This window comes from Caulobacter segnis, assembly GCF_003243465.1.
Taxonomy (GTDB): Bacteria; Pseudomonadota; Alphaproteobacteria; order Caulobacterales; family Caulobacteraceae; genus Caulobacter; species Caulobacter segnis_A.
The window spans coordinates 26,440-42,013 of record NZ_QFQZ01000013.1; the positions used below are offsets into that span (position 1 = coordinate 26,440).

The following is a 15,574-nucleotide window of genomic DNA, read 5'->3' on the forward strand; positions in this document are numbered from 1 at the left end:
TCCTACCGGTAGCCCTGATGCGCCAGCCGCTGCGCCAGGGCCCGCGCCGCCATCTCGACATCGCGCCAGGTGACGTCGAAGTCGCTGGCGTCGCCGTAATAGGGGTCCGCGACCGCCCTGCCCTCATGCCCCGGCACCAGGTCCAGCAGCAAGGCCAGCTCCGCCGTCGCATCCTGCGGCGCCAGGGCCCGAAGACCGCTGAGATTGGTTTCGTCCAGGGCGTAGATGTGGGTGAAGCTGCGGAAGTCGTCCTTGGTCACCTTGCGGGCGCGTTGGCGAGCGATGTCGACGCCATGGCGACGCGCGGCGGCGATCGCACGAGGATCTGGCGGCTCGCCCGCATGCCAGCCCCCAGTGCCGGCCGAGTCGACGACGACGTCCATACGCATCCGCTGCGCCTCGGCCCGGAACGCCCCCTCGGCCAGCGGAGAGCGACAGATGTTGCCCAGGCACACGAACAGAACCGACGCCTTCGCCATCAAGCTCTTCCCCAGCCGCCGCCGCCCGGCGTCTCGATCACGATAGCGTCGCCCGGGCCGACTCGCACCAGGTCCGTGGCCGCCATGGGCTCGACGCCGCCGCCGGCGCGTTCGACCCGCGCCGCGCCAAGCGCGCCGGGCTGGCCGCCTTCCAGTCCGAACGGCGGGACCCGGCGGCGATTGGAGAGCAAGGTGACGGTCATCGGTTCTCGGAAGCCGATCTTGCGCACAACGCCGTCCCCGCCGCGATGCGTCCCTTCGCCGCCGGAGCCGCGCCGGATCGAGAAGGCCTCGACCAATACCGGATAGCGCGCCTCCAGCACCTCGGGATCGGTCAGGCGGCTGTTGGTCATGTGGGTCTGGACGGCGTCGGTCCCGTCGAAGTCCGGCCCCGCGCCTGAGCCCCCGCAGATGGTCTCGTAATACTGCCGCCGCGCGTCGCCGAAGGTGAAGTTGTTCATCGTCCCCTGCGCGGCCGCCATCACGCCCAGCGCGCCGTAGAGGGCGTCGACCACGACCTGGCTGGTCTCGACATTGCCCGCGACCACCGCCGCCGGATAGCGCGGCCGCAGCATCGAGCCTTCCGGAATGACCAGCTCGACCGGCCGCAGGCAGCCGTCGTTCATCGGGATCTCGTCGTCGACGAGCGTGCGGAACACGTAGAGCGCCGCCGCCCGGCAGATCGAGGCCGGGGCGTTGAAGTTGGTCGGGACCTGATCGCTCGTGCCGGTGAAATCGACGCGGGCCGAGCGGGCTTCCGGGTTGACCTGGATCGCGACCCTCACCACCGAGCCATCGTCGAGCTCGTAAAGGAACGACCCGCTCCTCATCGTCGCCAGCACCCGACGGACAGCCTCCTCGGCGTTGTCCTGGACGTGGGCCATGTAGGCCTCGACGACGTCCTGACCGAACTCGGCGACCAGGGCGGTCAGGGCCTCGGCGCCCCGCGCGCAGGCGGCGATCTGCGCCTTGAGGTCGCCGATGTTCTGATCGGGATTGCGCGCCGGCCACTGGCCTGACGCCAGCAAAGCGCGGGTCTCGGCCTCCCGAAACCGACCGCCCTCGACCAGCAGGAAGTTCTCGATCAGGACGCCCTCCTCCTCGACCGTTCGGCTGTTCGGCGGCATGGAGCCCGGCGTGATCCCACCGATATCGCCCTGGTGCCCGCGCGCGGCGACATAGAACAGCAGAGCCCCTGCCGCGTCGAACACCGGCATGACCACCGTGACGTCCGGCAGGTGCGTGCCGCCGTTGTAGGGCGCGTTCAGCATGTAGACGTCGCCGGGCTTCATGCCGCGTCCGTCGGAAAGCCTCGCGTCGCGGATCGCCCGGACGCTGTCGCCCATCGAGCCCAGATGCACCGGCATGTGCGGGGCGTTGGCGATCAGGTTTCCGTCCCGGTCGAACAGGGCGCAGGAGAAGTCGAGCCGCTCCTTGATGTTGACCGAATAGGCGGTGTTCTGCAGGGCGAAGCCCATCTCCTCGGCCACGGCCATGAAGAGATTGTTGAACACCTCCAGCATCACCGGATCGGCGTCCGTGCCGATCGCCTTGCGGGCGGGCAGGGCGACGACGCGGTCGAGGATCAGGTTCAGCCTGGCGTCCACCGTGGCGCGCCAGCCGGGCTCGACGACGGTGGTGCCGGTGGCTTCGCGGATGATCGCGGGGCCAAGGATGTCCGCGCCGACCGGCAGGGCCGCGCGATCGAAGACGGGGGTCGCGTGAAGCACGGCAGCCATGCGGGCCTCGACCGTCGCAATCGGCTCGCCGCCCTTGGACGCGCCAGACTCAAAATCCGGTTCCGAGCCGGCGTCCGAGCGTCCAATCGCCTCGACGGACAGCGTCTCGATCACCAAAGGCGTCGTCGGCGACGTAAAGCCGAAGCGTCGCTGATGCAGGTCATTGAAGGTCGCGCGGACGGCGGCGGCGTCGCCGAAGGGGACCACGAGCGGCGTGTCCGTGCCGGCGTACTTCACGCGCAGGCTGGCGAGCGTCTCCACCGACGCCATCGGCACGTCCTGCGCCCGCAAGGCGGACTCGGCCTCGGCGGCGAGAGTCGCCGCGCGCGCCGGGAGGTCGACCGCGTGGTCGAGCGGCCGCTCGACCGTCTCCTCGCGGATCAGGCGCAGGTCGGCCAGGCCCATGCCGTAGGCGCTCAGCACCCCCGCGAACGGGTGGATCATCACCTTGTTCATGCCCAAGGCGTCGGCGACCAGGCAGGCGTGTTGGCCGCCCGCGCCACCGAAGCACGCGAGCACATAGCGGGTGACGTCGTAGCCGCGCTGGATGGAGATCTGCCGCACGGCCTTGGCCATGTTCTCGACGGCGATCGTGACGAAGCCCTCGGCGACCTCCTGGGGCGTCATGGCCTTACCGGTCGCCGCCGCGATCTCCGCCGCCAGCGCCTCGAACCCGCGCGCCACGGCCTCGACATCCAGCGTCTGGTCGGCGCTGGGGCCAAATACTTTCGGGAAGAACTCCGGCCGCAGCTTGCCCAGCATGACGTTGCAGTCGGTGACCGTGAGCTGCCCGCCTCGGCGATAGGCGGCCGGTCCGGGCACGGCGCCAGCGGAGGCCGGCCCCACGCGAAGGCGCGCGCCGTCGAACGAACAGATGGAGCCGCCGCCCGCCGCCACAGTGTGAATGTTCATCATCGGCGCGCGCATGCGCACACCGGCCACGACCGTCTCGAACGCCCGCTCGTAGTCGCCGGCATAGTGGCAGACGTCGGTCGAGGTGCCGCCCATGTCGAAGCCGATCACGCGCTCGAATCCCGCCTCCGCGGCCGTCCGCGCCATGCCGACAACGCCGCCCGCGGGGCCCGACAGGATCGCGTCCTTGCCCCGGAAGGCCCGTGCGTCGGTCAGGCCGCCGTTCGACTGCATGAACAAAAGGCGCGTGTCGGGACCCAGCGCGCCCGAGACCTGGTCGACGTAGCGGCGCAGGATCGGCGACAGGTAGGCGTCGACCACCGTCGTGTCGCCCCGCCCGACCAGCTTCATCAGCGGGCTGACCTCGTGGCTGGCCGAGACCTGGGTAAAGCCGACCTCGCGCGCGATGGCCGCGACCCGCGCCTCGTGATCCGTAAAGCGGAAGCCATGCAGCAGCACAATCGCGATCGCGCGAAATCCGGCCTCGTAGGTGGCTTGCAGCCCGGCCCGCGCGGCGTCCTCGTCCAGCGGCCGTAGCACCTCGCCCTCGACGCTGATCCGCTCGGCGATCTCGACGACGCGATCGTAAAGGGTCTCGGGCTTGACGATATGGCGCTCGAACAGCTTCGGACGCGCCTGGTAGCCGATCCGGAGGGCGTCGGCGTGGCCCTGGGTGATCGCCAGGACGGTCGGCTCGCCCTTGCGCTCGAGCAGGGCGTTGGTCGCGACGGTGGTGCCCATCTTGACCGCGTCGATCGTCGCACCATCCGGCAGTAACGCTCGGACGCCCGCCACGGCGGCGTCGGCGTAGTGCTCGGGGTTCTCCGACAGCAGCTTGTGGGTGACCAGAGACCCGTCCGGCCGCCGCGCCACGATGTCGGTGAACGTGCCGCCGCGATCGATCCAGAATTCCCAGCCGCGCGGCTGTCGGTCGGTGGCGGTCATGAGGTGAGCGGCTCCCTTCGCGCACCCGTCATAACGCCTCTGTCACCCGTGTCATCCCGGAAGCCTCGCAGAGGCTATCCAGGACCCAGGGGGTGACAAGCCGCGGTGCAAGCGGCCCCTGGATACCGGCTCTCCGCTGCGCTTCAGCCGGGATGACACGGGGTAACGCTATTTCAGAACCCCCAGCAGCTCCGCCGCCTGCCACAGGCCCAGCAACAGGAAGATCACCGCCGCGCCAATGCGCACATACTTCAGCGGCACGACCTTGGTCGCCGCCTCGCCCAGGTACACGGCCGGGACATTGGCCAGCATCATGCCGATCGTGGTGCCGGCGGCGACCCAGGCGATCGAGTGGAACTTGGCGCCCAGGGCGACGGTGGCGATCTGGGTCTTGTCGCCCATCTCGACCAGGAAGAAGGCGATCGTGGTGGTCAGGAACACCCCATAGCGTCCGGCGCTCTGGCCCTCCTCGTCGTCGGCCTTGTCCGGGATCAGCGCCCAGGCGGCCATGGCGATGAACGAAATGGCGATCGCCCACTTGAACCAGGCGCCGCTCAGGAAGTCCGACACCCAGTAGCCCGCCGTAGCGGCGAGCGCATGGTTGGCGAGCGTCGCCACCAGTATGCCCATGATGATCGGGACAGGCTTCTTGAACCGCGTGGCCAGGATGATGGCCAGCAGCTGGGTCTTGTCGCCGATCTCGGCGATGGCCACGACCAGGGTCGAGACGAGCAGGGCTTCCACTGAAATAGTCCTCCGGGCCGGGCGCATGCCAATAGCGTCGATGCCCCACCCGGCCCGGATAGAGATCGGCGCCATTGGTCTCGCCAAGGAAGCTTGAAGTCCGCTTCCCTTCCCCGCGCCATGGTCCAGAGAACCAAGTGTGTTGACGGCGGGGCCCGCTGATAGGCGCGGGCGGCTACTCCCCAAAGGTGAGGGGCGTTTAGCGGCTGAGGGGGCCTAGGTCAATCTCCCTTCCCCCTTGATGGTGGAAGGTCGGGGTTGGGGGTGGAGCGGCGGCTCAGCCACACCGGCCGTAGATCACCCGCACCCTGCCCTCCCCCATCAAGGGGGAGGGATCAAACAGAGGCCGGCGCGTCGAAACGCATGACGTGGATCGCCACCCGCACCTTGCCGCCGACGAAGTTGCCGCCGACCGCCGTCAGCACCACGGGCGTGTCGGCATAGTAAGCCGTCGGTCCCACCACCCCGATGTTGCTGGAATTCTTGGCCACGCCCAGCGAGCCGCCGAACTTGCTGGCCTCGCCCGAAACCCCGCAGTTGTAGGCGGCCGCGCCGGTGATCGCGACCGTGGTTCGGGTCGAGACCGCCAGCACGATCGCGCGGCTCGGGATCACGATGCTGGTCGCGGTCGAGGCGCCCGACAGGGTCACCTCCTGCTCCAGGATTTCCAGCCGGGTGTTGGCGAGGCTCGGGGAGGCGGCGGCGGTCAGGCTGCGGAACGTCGCCGACAGGGGGGTCCAGGCGGCGCCGTCGAAGGCGACCATTTGGTTCTCGTCCTTGACCCATGCCAGCACGCCCTCGGCGGGCGCGAGCGGCTCCCAGGCGCCGGCCTCGAAGCGCATCAGGGTTCCGGCGGGCTGGCCGGCCCAGGCCGCGCCCGTGGCGCTGGACGGCAGGATCCAGACGCCGCCCGCGACCGGATTGGCCGGCTGAGCGGTGACGCCGCGGGTCTCTACCGCCAGTTGGACGAGGCCATCCAGCCGGGCCAAACTCTCGTTGATGGGGATGTGTTTCTGGGCCTGGGCGGCGACCACATAGGGCAGGCCGAGGCGGGGCGTGACGTCGTCGAACATGGGCGGCTCCGGGAGCAATGGAAGACGCTCCCAGCATCACGCCGCCGTCGAAGCCGGGGACGGACGCATCTCCGTCCCCGTCGAACGCCCGTCTATTCGGCGGCGAAAGCCAAGTGATTTCCGGAGGTAAGCGCCGTCTTGGCCGCCAGTTCGGCCTTGGCTTGCTCGTACTCAGCCGAGAAACGTGCGATAAGTTCGGCGGCCGGCAGCACCTCCTTGATGGCGCCGATGCCCTGGCCCGAGCCCCAGATGTCCCGCCAGGCCTTGGCCTCCTGGTTGCCGCCGGAGCCGAAGCTCATCTTCGACGGATCGCTCTGCGGCAGGTTGTCGGGATCCAGGCCCGCGGCGACGATCGACGAGCGCAGGTAGTTGCCGTGCACGCCGGTGAACAGGTTCGAATAGACGATGCCGTCGGCCTGGCCCTCGACGATGGCGCGCTTGTAGCCCTCGACCGCGTTGGCCTCCTCGGTGGCGATGAAGGCCGAGCCGATATAGGCCAGGTCCGCGCCCATGGCCTGGGCGGCCAGGATCGAGCGCCCGCAGGCAATCGAGCCCGACAGCGCGACCGGCCCGTCGAACCATTGGCGGATTTCCTGGATCAGGGCGAAGGGCGACAGCGTGCCGGCGTGGCCGCCGGCGCCGGCCGCGACCGGGATCAGGCCGTCGGCGCCCTTCTCGATCGCCTTGCGGGCGAAGCGGTCGGTGATCACGTCATGCAGCGTGATGCCGCCGTAGGAATGGATCGCCTGGTTCAGGTCCTCGCGCGCGCCCAGCGACGTGATGACCACCGGAACCTTGTATTTGACGCACAGCTCGATGTCCTCCTCGAGCCGGTTGTTCGTCTTGTGGACAATCTGATTGACGGCGAAAGGCGCCGAGGGGGCGTCCGGGTTAGCCTTGTCGTAGGCGGCCAGCTCCTCGGTGATCCGCGCCAGCCATTCGTCCAGCTGCGAGATCGGGCGCGCGTTCAGCGACGGGAACGAGCCGACGATGCCCGCCTTGCACTGGGCGATCACCAGGTCGGGATTGCTGATGATGAACAGCGGCGAGGCGATGACCGGAAGGCGCAGACGGTCGCGCAGGATCGGCGGCAGGGCCATGGGCGAGGTTCTCCCCTTTGGAGATCGGCTTGAGCGCCGAAATATATGATCACCGTTCAGCTTAAACGCTCGTTTGGCGCCCGCGCAAGGCTTGACGGCCGTAGCGGCAGGGGCGCATCACGATCAAAAACAATAATGCTGCAGTGCAGGAGAGAGACGCTTTGACCGAGGCGACCACGCCCCTGGCCGAGGACTTTGGTCCGCAAGGCGACGACGCCACCCGCGCCCGCTGGATGGCTCTGGTCGAGAAGACCCTGAAGGGCCAGAGCTTCGACGACGCCCTGACCACGGCCACGCCGGACGGTGTGACGATCCAGCCTCTCTACACAGCCCAGGACGGCGTCGCCGTCGCTCGCGACCTGCGCATCCGCGACGCCGAACGGCCGTGGGACCTGCGGGTTCGCGCCGCCCATCCCGACCCGGCTCGGACGGCCAAGGACCTTCTGGCGGACCTTGAGAACGGCGCAGCCTCGGTGCTGCTGCAGCTCGATCCGACCGGTCAGAACGGGATCGCTGTCGGCTCGGCCGACGATCTGGCCAAGGCGCTGTCGGGCGTCTTGCTGGACCTGGCGCCGGTCGCCCTCGACGCCGGCTTTCTGGGCCCCAAGGCGGCCGACTGGCTGGGCGCCCTGGCCAAGGCCGCGCCGAACGCGCCGCTAGCCTTCCACCTCGATCCGCTGACCGCCTTCATGCAGGCCGGCGTCAGCCCCGGCCCGATCGAAAGCCATATCTTCAACGCCGCGACCGTGGCCACGCGCCTGGCGGCCACCTACGCCAAGGCGAGCCTTTTCCTGGCGACCGGCCGCGCCACGCACGAGGCCGGCGGCTCCAACGTCGAAGAGCTGGCCGCGATGACCGCCGCCGCCCTCGCCTACGCCAAGGCCCTGACGCGCTCGGGCCTGTCGACGGAGGAGGCTTTCAGCCGCATCGTGCTCGGCGTCAGCCTGGACGGTGAGTACTTTACCGGCGTCGCCAAGCTGCGCGCCGCCAAGGCCATGTGGGCGCGGCTCACGGAGGCCTGCGGCGTCTCCGTCCCCGACCAGATCGAGGCCCGCTCGTCGCGGCGGATGCTGGCCAAGGCCGACGCCTGGACCAACCTCTTGCGCCTGACCTCGGCCGGGTTCGCCGGCGCGGTCGGCGGCGCGAACGCGATCGTGCTGGACGCCTTCACCGACGCGATCGGTCTGCCCACCGCCTTCGCCCGCCGCCAGGCCCGCAACACCCAGCTCGTCCTGATGGAGGAGAGCAACCTGGGCCGCGTGGCCGATCCGGCCGGCGGGGCTTGGTACCTCGACAGCCTGACCGACCAGTTGGCCCGCGCCGCCTGGAACGGCTTCCAGGCCATCGAGGCGGCCGGCGGGATCATCAAGGCGCTGGAAAGCGGCTTCATCGCCAGCGGCGTCGCCAAGACGCGCGCGGCGCAGGAAGCCGCCTTCGCCGACAAGACCCGCAAGATCCTGGGCGTCACCGTCTTCCCCAACGCCGACGACAAGCCGCCGGAGGTCGAGACGCCCGATCCGGCCGCCTTCGCGGTCACCGGACCGGATGTCCGTCTGCCCGGGCCGGACAGCAAGTGTCAGCCGCTGACGCCCATCCGCTTCGCCGCCGCCTTCGAGGGAGCCTGAGCCGTGACCAAGTTCCCCGACTTCACGACGATCGACTTCGCCGAGGTCGCGCCCGGCATCGCGCCGGACGGCCAGGCCTGGAGCACGCCCGAAGGCGTCGATGTCGCCCCGGCCTTCGACGCCAGCGACATCCAAGGTCTCGACTTCCTGGGCGGCTATCCCGGCGTCGCGCCGTTCGTGCGCGGCCCCTACCCGACCATGTACGTGACCAACCCGTGGACGGTGCGCCAGTACGCGGGCTTCTCCACGGCCGAAGACAGCAACGCCTTCTACCGCCGCAACCTGGCGGCCGGTCAGATGGGCCTGTCGGTGGCCTTCGACCTCGCCACCCACCGGGGCTATGACTCCGACCACGAGCGGGTGAAGGGCGATGTCGGCATGGCGGGCGTCGCCATCGACTCGATCCTCGACATGCGCACGCTGTTCTCGGGCATCCCGCTCGACAAGATGAGCGTGTCGATGACCATGAACGGCGCCGTGCTGCCGATCCTGGCGCTCTACATCGTCGCGGCCGAGGAGCAAGGAGTCTCGCCCGACAAGCTCTCGGGGACGATCCAGAACGACATCCTCAAAGAGTTCATGGTGCGGAACACCTACATCTATCCGCCCGCGCCCTCGATGCGGATCATCTCGGACATCTTCGCCTTCACCTCGGCGAACATGCCCAAGTTCAACTCGATCTCGATCAGCGGCTACCACATGCAGGAGGCCGGCGCGACGGCCGACCTGGAGCTGGCCTACACCCTGGCCGACGGCGTCGAATACGCCCGCGCCGGCGTGGCGGCCGGCATGAGCATCGACCAGTTCGCGCCGCGCCTGTCGTTCTTCTGGGCGATCGGCATGAACTACTTCATGGAAGTGGCCAAGATGCGGGCCGCCCGCCTGCTGTGGGCTCGGCTGATGAAGCGCGAGTTCGATCCCAAGGACGACCGCTCGCTCAGCCTGCGCACCCACAGCCAGACTTCGGGCTGGTCGCTGGCGGCGCAGGACGTGTTCAACAACGTCGCCCGCACCTGCGTCGAGGCCATGGCCGCCGTCAACGGCCAGACCCAGAGCCTGCACACCAACAGCCTGGACGAGGCCCTGGCCCTGCCGACCGACTTCTCGGCCCGGATCAGCCGCAACACCCAGCTCTTCCTGCAGATGGAGAGCGGCACGACCCGCGTCGCCGACCCGTGGGGCGGCAGCTACTATGTCGAGCGGCTCACCTACGAGCTGGCCCAGAAGGCCCTGGCCCACATCGAGGAGGTCGAGGCGCTGGGCGGCATGGCCAAGGCCATCGAGCAGGGCCTGCCGAAACTGCGCATCGAGGAAGCCGCCGCCCGCACCCAGGCCCGCATCGACAGCGGCAAGCAGAGCGTCGTCGGCGTCAACCGCTACAAGCCCGAGGTCGCCGACGACATCCCGGTGCTGAAGGTCGACAACAGCGCCGTCCGCGCCGCCCAGCTGGAGAAGCTGGCCCGGCTGAAGGCCGAGCGCGATCCCGCCGCGACCGAAGCCGCCCTGAAGGCGCTGGAGGACGGCGCGCGGGGCAAGGGCAACCTGCTGGCCCTCGCGGTCGACGCCGCCCGCGCCAAGGCCACGGTCGGCGAGATCAGCTACGCGCTCGAGAAGGTGTTCGGCCGCCACCGCGCCGAGATCAAGTCGATCCAGGGGGTCTATATGAAAGAGGCCGGGAACGATCCGAAGACCGCCCGCGCCAAGGCCATGGTCGAGGCGTTCGAGCAGGCCGACGGCCGCCGTCCGCGCATCCTGATCGCCAAGATGGGCCAGGATGGCCATGACCGCGGCCAGAAGGTGATCGCCACGGCCTTCGCCGACCTCGGCTTCGACGTCGACATCGGCCCGCTGTTCCAGACGCCCGCCGAGGCCGCGCGCCAGGCGGTGGAGAACGACGTGCACGTGGTGGGCGCAAGCTCGCTCGCCGCTGGTCACCTGACCCTGGCGCCGGAGCTTAAAGCCGAGCTCGCCAAGCAGGGCCGCGACGACATCCTGATGGTCGTGGGCGGGGTCATCCCGCCGCAGGACTTCCAGGCCCTTCGCGACGCCGGCGCGGCGGCGATCTTCCCGCCCGGCACGGTGATCGCCGAGGCGGCGATCGAACTGCTGGACCAGCTGAACCGACAGCTCGGCTACACGCAGGAAGCGGCCTAGCATCATCTGTGCGGTCCGCGCACGGCATGGTAGGCTCCGCGCCATGAACGGCCTCGCCCGAGCGCTGGAGACCTCGCAACAGCACCGCTTCACGCTGGACGATGTTCTGCGCATGCAGGAAGCTGGCATTCTCGACGAGAGCGCTCGCGTGGAGCTGATCGACGGAGCGCTGGTCGAAATGGCCCCGGAAGGCACGCCCCATACGCGGGTGAAGATGCAACTGGCCAAGCGGTTCTGGTCGACCGTCGGCGACGCCGTAGAGGTGATTGTCGACTCGACGCTGCGCTTGGCTCCCACCTATGCGCCCGACCCGGATCTCTATCTCTACGACGCGTCGCTTCCGCTGAGCACGGTGAATGGGGGCAATGTCGGCCTGGTGATCGAGATCGCCGACTCGACGCTTCGATACGATCTCGCCTTCAAGGCCGAGCTCTACGCTCAGCACGGCGTTCGCGACTATTGGGTCGTGGACGTCAACACCGACACGTTGATCGTCCACCGCGGCCTTGCCGGCGGCGTCTATCGCGACGTGACCCACCATGCGGCGCGCGAGACCGTGACGGCCCTGGTTCTACCAGGCGTGGCGCTTTGCCTGGCCGAACTGCCGGTGATCCGCTAGCCGGCCCTTCGCCGGAACAGCCCGCGCTTTTTCTGGCTACGCTCGAAGGCGACCTCCTCAGGCAGGCCGTGGCGGGCCTCGATGTCCTTCTGCAGCTCCTTGGCCGCCATCAGGTGGCCGGGGAAGATCGTGTCGACGGCCCAGCCGAGGACCGGCACGGTGTCGGACAGGTTGTCAGCGGCGAGATAGGCGGTCATCCGCCCCATGGTGGCGGGCGAGGCCTTGGCGTGAACCGCATGGAACAGCAGCAAGGCGCCCGCGCCAAGGCCATACGCCAGGCCAACGCCCGGAACCCAGGCCAGCACGCCGTCCAGGCCGATGCCAACGGGGCCGACACCGATCAGCCGGTCGGACAGACGCTTGATCGTCTCGGCCGCCCGCCAGGCGCGATGCGCCTTGAAGCGTTGGTCGTCCACGGGACCCGCTTGCGGATGGGCGTAGGCCGAAGCCACGGAGAAATCGTCGGTCATGATGCCAGAACGTGCCGCAACGTCGCGCGTTGCCTCGATCTCAGATCGGGACCGTCGCGGCGCGTCGCAAGGGCGATCGACCGTTTGGGTTTCGCAATCGCCGAGCCTCGGCTAAGCCAGGTTTCGTGAACCCTGGTCCCGACATCGACGTCCTGCAACAGCGCCTGGTCGCCGGCGACCGCGCGGCCCTTGCCCGCGCCATCACCCTGGTCGAGAGCCGCCGCGCCGATCATCAGGTCGCGGCCCGGACGCTGCTTTCGCGCCTGATGCCGCTGACCGGCCGCGCCCAGCGGATCGGAATCACAGGCGTTCCGGGCGCGGGCAAGTCGACGACGATCGAGCGGTTCGGCTGCAACCTGGTCGCCGCCGGCCTCAAGGTCGCGGTGCTGGCGGTCGATCCCTCTTCCGGCCGCCACGGCGGCTCGATCCTCGGCGACAAGACCCGGATGGAGCAGCTCAGCGTCCAGCCCAACGCCTATATCCGTCCCTCCCCGTCCGGCGGCGCTCTGGGCGGGGTGGCGCGCAAGACCCGCGAGGCGATGTTGCTGTGCGAGGCGGCCGGTTTCGACGTGGTCATCGTCGAGACTGTGGGCGTCGGCCAGTCGGAAACCGTCGTGGCCGACATGGTCGACATCTTCCTGGCCCTGCTGATCCCGGGGGGCGGCGACGAGCTGCAGGGTATCAAGAAGGGCCTGATCGAGCTGGCCGACCTGCTGGTCATCAACAAGGCCGACGCCGATCCCGCCAAGGCCGAGCGTTCGGCGCGAGACTATCGCAACGCCCTGTATATCCTGACGCCGGCCCATCCAGATTGGACACCGCCCGTGCTGACCGCCTCGGGCTTGACCGGCCAGGGATTGGACGTGCTGTGGACCCAGATCCAGCGCCATCGCGAGATCATGACCGCCAACGGCGCCCGTGTGGCCCGCCGCGCCGACCAGGATGCGCGATGGATGTGGGCGATGGTCGAGGATCGGCTAAGGGCGGCGTTTCGAACCGCGCCGGCCGTCGCCGAGCTGGCGCCAGGCCTTGAGGCCTCGGTTCGGGCTGGAGAGGTTCCGGCGTCTGTCGCCGCCGATCACCTTCTGGGCGCCTTTGGACTGACCTAGGCGGCGGAGGCCAGAGCGCCAAGCGCTTCCTGCAGCCGGAACCTAGCCACAAGATCCGACAGTTCCGCCGCTTGGCCCCGCAGCATATGCGAAGCTGCGGTCGCTTCTTCGACGAGGGCGGCGTTCGACTGCAGCATGCGGTCCATCTCGCCAACCGCCGACGACACGTGGCCAAGGCTACTGGCCTGCTCCTGAGCCGATGCCGATATGTCAGCCATCAGGCCTTCGATTTCGCCGATCTGCACCAGGATCTCGCGCAGGGCCGCGCCAGCCCCGCCAACAAGCGACACCCCGCGTTCGACGTTCTGAGATGACGCCGCGATCAGCGACTTGATTTCGCGCGCGGCCTCGGCCGAGCGCTGAGCCAGGGCTCGCACCTCCTGGGCCACGACCGCAAAGCCACGACCGGCCTCGCCCGCCCGCGCGGCCTCGACGCCCGCGTTCAAGGCCAGCAGATTGGTCTGGAAGGCGATCTCGTCGATTACGCCGATGATCTTGCTGATCTGATCGGACGATTGCTCGATACCGCCCATGGCCTCGACGGCGCTTTCCACGACGTCGCGCGACTGCTCGGCGTGCCGGCTGGCGCGTTCGACGACGGCGTTGGCGTGTTGCGCGCCCGAAGCCGTGCGCGTGACGGCCGTGGTGATCTCGTCCAAGGCGGCGGCGGTCTCTTCTAGGCTGGCCGCCTGCTGCTCGGTACGACGGGCCAGGTCGTCCGCGTTGCCCGCGATCTCGTCACCGCCCGAGTTGACCATCTTGGTCGCCTCGGCCACGACCAGCAGCGTCCGATTGAGGGCTTCGGCCGAGGCGTTGAAGGCGGTCCGTAGCGGATCCAGCGACGGCATAAGAGTCTCGCCGATCCGAACGCGCAGATCCCCTTCGGACAAGCTTTGAAGGTTCTCGGTGACCAGGGTCACCTGGCGCATGCGCTCGGTCAGGTCAGTCGCGATCTTGACCACCTTCGCAACCCGGCCATCGGCGTCGAACACGGGATTGTACTGGGCTTGCAACCATACCTCCCGCCCGCCCTTCCCAAGACGCCGGAACTCGCCGGAGAAGAACTCACCGGCCGAAAGGCATCCCCAGAACCGGCGATACTCTTCGCTCTTGGCGTAGAGGGGCTCGGTGAACATGCGGTGATGATGGCCGACGATCTCGTCGCGCCGATAGCCGACCGCGTTCAGGAAGTTGTCGTTCGCCTCCAGGATAATCCCGTCCAGCGAGAACTGAATGATCGCCTGGGACCGGTCGATCGCGGTGAGCAGGCTCTGGTTCTCAGCGGCGGCGATCTTTTCGGCGGTGACATCGAGCGCCAACTTGACGACCTTTACGACCTTTCCCGCCCGATCCAGCACCGGCGAGTAGGATGCGCGAATCCAGAGCGGAGAGCCGTCCTTGCGGCGACGCTTGAACTCACCGCTCTTGAATCCGCTGGTGCGAAGGTCCGCCCAGAATCGTCGATAAGCTTCGCTCTGGGTTTCCCCCTCTTCGAGGAACATCGCATGCTCGCGGCCGACGATCTCCGACAGGTCGTAGCCAACGGCGGCGCAGAACGCCGGGTTGGCGGTCATGACACGCCCTTCGGAGGTAAACTCGATGATGGCGAAGGAAAGGCCGAGCGCTTCGAGGGTGGCGTCGGACGAAGAACGGACTTTGAAACCGAAGGCCATGGGAGACTTCCGCGAGATTTCCACGCAGGACGATCAGCAAACAGCCTTTCCCCCAGCTTAAGTAGGGTCTTTTTAGGCTCGAAAACGCCCCCGAAACGGGCTGGCTGCGACACTTTTGGCAATTGTGTCGGTTTCGGTCTAAGGATCGTCGATGCTCAAGAAGACGATCGTCAGCAAGGTCACCGATCCCGCCGCCGAGGCCGACCGCGCCTGGTTCGAGGCCAACGCCGAGCGCCGGTTCCGCCTGCGCGATCCCGCGCCGCTGGAGTTCAAGGACCCGCTGGGCGATCCGGGCGACGGCTTCTCCTGGCGGGTGCTGGTCGCCCTGTTGCCCGACGGCGGCCGCCTGCGGCTGCCCGTGTCGCTGTCGTGGGAGCTGCACAACGATCACGCCAAGGACCAGCATCTGCGGATCCTGTTCGACCAGATCGCGCCGGCCGAAGCGAAGGCCCGCCTGGGCTAGGCCCATTGACGCGGCGCGGCGATCGCGCACCCTCGCCGCATGACCCGTACGATCCTGATGTGGGCCCTGGTGCTGGCGGTCTGCGCCTTCGCCCTGCAGTGGCTGGAGCAGCAGTTCCTGCTGCGCGTCCTGTCCTGGAAGATCTATGCCGGCCTGATCGGAACCGCTTTCGCGGCCGCGGGCGTCTGGCTCGGCTGGAAGCTGGCGGCGCGCTCCCGGCCCGAGACCTTCAAGCGCAACGACGCCGCCCTCTCCAGCCTAGGCCTGACCGGGCAGGAAGTTCGGGTGCTGGAACGCCTGGCGGCGGGGCGCTCCAACAAGGAGATCGCCCGCGACCTTGGCCTCTCGCCCAATACGGTCAAGACGCACGTCGCCAACCTCTACAGCAAGCTCGAGGTCCGCCGGCGCACCCAGGCGGTGGGCAAGGCGCGAGAGTTGGCGCTGATCCCTTGACGGCCCTGCAAAGGCG

Annotated in this window: 13 protein-coding genes; 6 read left to right on the forward strand and 7 right to left on the reverse strand. The window is 68.5% G+C overall.

Annotated elements, in window-relative coordinates:
• Positions 1-2: 2 nt before the first annotated feature.
• From DI526_RS06245 to DI526_RS06265, 5 genes are all read right to left on the reverse strand, one after another.
• On the reverse strand, positions 3-479 hold the full coding sequence (locus DI526_RS06245) for a low molecular weight protein-tyrosine-phosphatase (protein WP_304275489.1): 477 nt from the start codon (positions 477-479) through the stop codon (positions 3-5).
• Positions 479-4,075: a hydantoinase B/oxoprolinase family protein gene (locus tag DI526_RS06250; RefSeq protein ID WP_304275492.1), complete on the reverse strand. Its 3,597-nt coding sequence runs from the start codon at positions 4,073-4,075 to the stop codon at positions 479-481. The genes DI526_RS06245 and DI526_RS06250 overlap by 1 nt, the downstream gene beginning before the upstream one ends.
• Before the next feature lie 168 nt (positions 4,076-4,243).
• The gene (locus DI526_RS06255) at positions 4,244-4,819 is read right to left on the reverse strand and encodes a TMEM165/GDT1 family protein (protein ID WP_304275495.1); all 576 of its coding nucleotides are present in this window, start codon (positions 4,817-4,819) and stop codon (positions 4,244-4,246) included.
• A 335-nt stretch (positions 4,820-5,154) separates the two neighbouring features.
• Entirely contained in the window at positions 5,155-5,892 is a 738-nt protein-coding gene (locus tag DI526_RS06260) for a DUF2793 domain-containing protein (protein ID WP_304275498.1), read from the reverse strand.
• Positions 5,893-5,984: 92 nt separating this feature from the next.
• Positions 5,985-6,992 (reverse strand): nitronate monooxygenase family protein, encoded by a 1,008-nt coding sequence (locus DI526_RS06265; RefSeq protein ID WP_304275501.1) that lies wholly within the window; start codon positions 6,990-6,992, stop codon positions 5,985-5,987.
• A 233-nt stretch (positions 6,993-7,225) separates the two neighbouring features.
• On the opposite strand from DI526_RS06265, the gene DI526_RS06270 reads away from it, so the two are divergent.
• The 3 genes from DI526_RS06270 to DI526_RS06280 are packed head-to-tail and all read left to right on the forward strand — an operon-like array spanning position 7,226 to position 11,390.
• Positions 7,226-8,617, forward strand: coding sequence for a methylmalonyl-CoA mutase family protein (locus DI526_RS06270; RefSeq protein ID WP_304275609.1), 1,392 nt, complete (start codon positions 7,226-7,228; stop codon positions 8,615-8,617).
• 3 nt (positions 8,618-8,620) lie between these two features.
• Entirely contained in the window at positions 8,621-10,771 is a 2,151-nt protein-coding gene (gene scpA / locus DI526_RS06275; RefSeq protein WP_304275504.1) for a methylmalonyl-CoA mutase, read from the forward strand.
• Between the two features lie 43 nt (positions 10,772-10,814).
• Positions 10,815-11,390 carry a Uma2 family endonuclease gene (locus DI526_RS06280; protein WP_304275507.1) on the forward strand — a complete coding sequence of 192 codons (576 nt, stop codon included), beginning with the start codon at positions 10,815-10,817 and terminating at the stop codon, positions 11,388-11,390.
• On the opposite strand, the gene DI526_RS06285 is transcribed toward DI526_RS06280, so the two are convergent.
• The gene (locus tag DI526_RS06285; protein WP_304275510.1) at positions 11,387-11,860 is read right to left on the reverse strand and encodes a DUF4112 domain-containing protein; all 474 of its coding nucleotides are present in this window, start codon (positions 11,858-11,860) and stop codon (positions 11,387-11,389) included. The genes DI526_RS06280 and DI526_RS06285 overlap by 4 nt on opposite strands.
• 125 nt (positions 11,861-11,985) lie before the next feature.
• On the opposite strand from DI526_RS06285, the gene meaB reads away from it, so the two are divergent.
• On the forward strand, positions 11,986-12,969 hold the full coding sequence (gene meaB / locus DI526_RS06290; protein ID WP_304275513.1) for a methylmalonyl Co-A mutase-associated GTPase MeaB: 984 nt from the start codon (positions 11,986-11,988) through the stop codon (positions 12,967-12,969).
• On the opposite strand, the gene DI526_RS06295 is transcribed toward meaB, so the two are convergent.
• Positions 12,966-14,642 carry a PAS domain-containing methyl-accepting chemotaxis protein gene (locus DI526_RS06295; protein ID WP_304275515.1) on the reverse strand — a complete coding sequence of 559 codons (1,677 nt, stop codon included), beginning with the start codon at positions 14,640-14,642 and terminating at the stop codon, positions 12,966-12,968. The two genes, meaB and DI526_RS06295, sit on opposite strands and share 4 nt — an antisense overlap.
• 151 nt (positions 14,643-14,793) lie before the next feature.
• Between DI526_RS06295 and DI526_RS06300 the strand changes: the two genes are divergently transcribed.
• Complete coding sequence (locus DI526_RS06300; RefSeq protein ID WP_066683011.1) at positions 14,794-15,105, forward strand: hypothetical protein; 312 nt, start codon at positions 14,794-14,796, stop codon at positions 15,103-15,105.
• 39 nt (positions 15,106-15,144) lie between these two features.
• Entirely contained in the window at positions 15,145-15,558 is a 414-nt protein-coding gene (locus DI526_RS06305; protein WP_304275520.1) for a response regulator transcription factor, read from the forward strand.
• Positions 15,559-15,574: the final 16 nt, after the last annotated feature.